This window comes from Vibrio sp. RM-69-4 (assembly GCF_024743775.1).
GTDB classification, from domain to species: domain Bacteria; phylum Pseudomonadota; class Gammaproteobacteria; order Enterobacterales; family Vibrionaceae; genus Vibrio; species Vibrio anguillarum.
This window is the reverse complement of the sequence record NZ_JAMQXI010000024.1, coordinates 1-2,821: the sequence shown is the minus strand read 5'-3', so window position 1 is coordinate 2,821 and position 2,821 is coordinate 1. Positions and strand designations below refer to the sequence as shown.

The window sequence follows — 2,821 nt, the reverse complement described above, 5'->3', positions numbered from 1 at the left end:
TTCATGGAGGAAAAATGACATTTCAACATTTATTAGAACAAGCACTATATAGCAGCGCGATTATCCATCAGCCGCATGCCCTAAAAGCATATTTATCAACAAAGTTTCTCTGTGAATATTTGGACTGTTCAGAAAAACTATTGGTGCAAGTCAGTCGATTAATTGAACAGGATGCATTAAAGATTTCATGTAATTACACCGATACAGTTCAACAAGTAAATTTTTCCAGCGTCCGTCGACACAGGATTCTAGAGCGCGGAATATACCCAGCATCTTATCAGGCAATGTCTCAATGGCATGACGAAAAAGGATTTACGGATATATTTCAGCATTATGTTTCACGGGCATCGAGACACAGTGAATATCTATCGCATAATGTAACCATTTTGCTCGCTTTGAATGAAGTTTATAAGTTGTTATCACCAGACTCGATCCCAATATTTTTAAATCGACTCACAGAGTTTGTAACATCTACTTTTATAGGTGAAGAACACCAAAGTGAGCCGATGTTATCAACCCCGAATCGTGAAGGCGATATTCTAAGCCCGGATTTTTTGGTCATAACCTCATCACATTGGCTTGGATAATTCGTTGTAAAGATAGGCTTTCAAATATCCAGTATGAATCAATGTTGTGTAATCTCAATATACAGGCTGTCAGCCCACTAGAAGACCCAGACGATGAATTAGATTCAAACATATGGAATTTGTGCTGGATGAGTGATCGCTATGAAGATTTTCGGGCTCAAATCGAGTCATTAGTTTTTGAGAACAGTGTTAATTTACATCAAATTACGTTAGCAGATGCATTGTGTTTTCTACAGAATCAATATCCTGAGCAGACAGCTAGATTAGCGAGAGTGGCAGATTACCAAACTAGGATGTGCGCGAAATGAAACTAACAAACGCTTCAAGAGGGACAGCCAACGCGTGGTATTTTTACTATGCGTTGGTTTTTGTGATTACGGTGTTATGCGGTAAGTTGGCAGTAGCGTTGTCTGCCCCTTAAGCGGGCGTTAGCTGAGGTTAAGAAAAGCCATAAAATTAAGCGCTTATTTTTCTTAGTCTGAGGCTCTAGCTTTACACCTGAAAGTCATCATTTTTCCGCGTATCTCGCCAGTGGCACTGTTCGTGAAGTGCTTGAACTAACCGAAGTCTTCTTACGGGAAGTGGTGTGTTTGTTTATTTCTTTGGTGTGGTTTCTTTGGTTTTGAAGCTCTTTCGCGCTTAAATGGATTTTGCGCACTTGGTTGTTGGCTTCTTCGACATAATTCTTTGTAAATTGAAGTCTTAGAGGGTCGTCAGTTTTCCTGTTATTTCTTCTTTGCCAAGTGCGTTTCGTGGATTAGGTTTTAGTTTCTCAGCTATCCGTTCTACTTTGCCGCTTGAAAGCAATAATGTGTTTTAAATTAGGCCGTTGGGTAGTAAATCTCCGGCTAAAGTGCATCAGCTAACAAGCGGCTCAAGAGGGATTGCCAACGCGTGGCGGCTTTAGTGCAAAATTGAAGTTCAGTGTTTACGGTGTGTTTTTTGAGTTCGGTGGTGCGTTGTCAACCCCTTAGCCGGGCGTTATATGCCATCTAGTTCTGCGTTCTATACCGCATATGAAATAGCATCTTTACTATGTTGAGCGGTCGGCTTGTATTGTCTACAATAGCGCACTTTTTTACATATTTTAGGTTATGAATATGAACGACACTACAGCTAAACCCGCTTTGCCGGATCACCTTGCTGGTAATCCTCGCAGCCCACACTATGTAGCGGAGTGCTTTGAACATTACATTGGCATTCGTCTAAATGGCAAAGAGCGTACTGATGTTGAAGAATACTGCATTAGTGAAGGGTGGGTGAAAATTCCGTCACCAAAAGCTAAAGATCGTTTTGGCCAGCCGATGCTGATTAAGTTAAAAGGTGAAGTTGAAGCTTTTTATAAATAAGCTGCATTTTATACCGTCCGCATGCAATGTGTTGATAACTATGTAATTCAATGCATTGCACTCAAGATCTAGCTAGGTTTCTCATCCAAACATATAACAAACGGCTCAAGAGGGATTGCCAACGCTTGGCGATTTTAGTGCAAAATTGAAGTTCAGTGTTTAAGTGTGTTTTTTAAGTCCGGCGGTGCGTTGTCAACCCCTTAGCCGGGCGTTATGTACTTTGGAGGTCAAATGGATTTATCCTCAAATTTCAGAATGTTGGCGCTGTATAATCAGCGAATGAATAAGCAGTTACTTGGTGTTTGCAGTCAGTTGACTCATGAGCAGTTGCATCAGAATACCAGCTCATTTTTCCCTACAATCATGGCTCACTGGAATCATATCTTGTTCGGTGACTTGATTATGCTCCAGCGCCTTGTAGCAAATGAGCTAGTACCAGTTGAAGCTACAGTTTTAAAGAAATTACCCGTTTCTAAGTCAGTTTCTGACACGTTCGCTTCGAATCTAGACGAACTCTCTGAATTACGAGAACTTGTAGACTCGATCTACATTGAAATCACTAATCAGTTTACCGCTGATAGCTGTAACCAAATAGTCAGGTACACGACAACAGAAGGGCAGGTGATTCAAAGGACCGTTGGTGAGTTTTACCAACATATTTTCAATCATCAAACTCACCATACAGGCCAGCTTACCTGTTTGCTAAGCCAGTTTGGTTTAGACTTTGGCTGTACAGACCTGCCTATGATCGTGCCAGAGGGAGCACGTACATAACAAGCAATTTAAGAGGGATTCTCAACGCTTGGCACTTTTGCTTCTACTTCAAATTTAGTGTTTATGGCACAATGCTTTAGGTTTGGGTGGTAGCGTTGTTCACCCCTTAAT

2 protein-coding genes and 1 pseudogene are annotated in these 2,821 nt (G+C 41.1%); all 3 read left to right on the top strand.

Going from position 1 to position 2,821, the window contains the following annotated elements; translation table 11 throughout:
- Positions 1-14: 14 nt before the first annotated feature.
- The 3 genes and pseudogenes from NB504_RS02810 to NB504_RS02795 all read left to right on the top strand — a co-directional run bounded on the left by NB504_RS02810 (position 15) and on the right by NB504_RS02795 (position 2,710).
- Positions 15-895 (top strand): annotated as a pseudogene (locus NB504_RS02810) (hypothetical protein).
- 792 nt (positions 896-1,687) lie between these two features.
- Complete coding sequence (locus tag NB504_RS02800; RefSeq protein ID WP_258428223.1) at positions 1,688-1,936, top strand: DUF3297 family protein; 249 nt, start codon at positions 1,688-1,690, stop codon at positions 1,934-1,936.
- A gap of 231 nt (positions 1,937-2,167) precedes the next feature.
- A complete protein-coding gene (locus tag NB504_RS02795; RefSeq protein WP_258428222.1) occupies positions 2,168-2,710 on the top strand; it encodes a DinB family protein in 543 nt (180 codons plus the stop codon).
- Positions 2,711-2,821 lie beyond the last annotated feature (111 nt).

Bases quoted from the DNA above. Each gene is read 5' to 3' on its own strand.
- NB504_RS02800 (WP_258428223.1), top strand. From the start codon at position 1,688: ATGAACGACACTACAGCTAAACCCGCTTTGCCGGATCACCTTGCTGGT.
- NB504_RS02795 (WP_258428222.1), top strand. From the start codon at position 2,168: ATGGATTTATCCTCAAATTTCAGAATGTTGGCGCTGTATAATCAGCGA.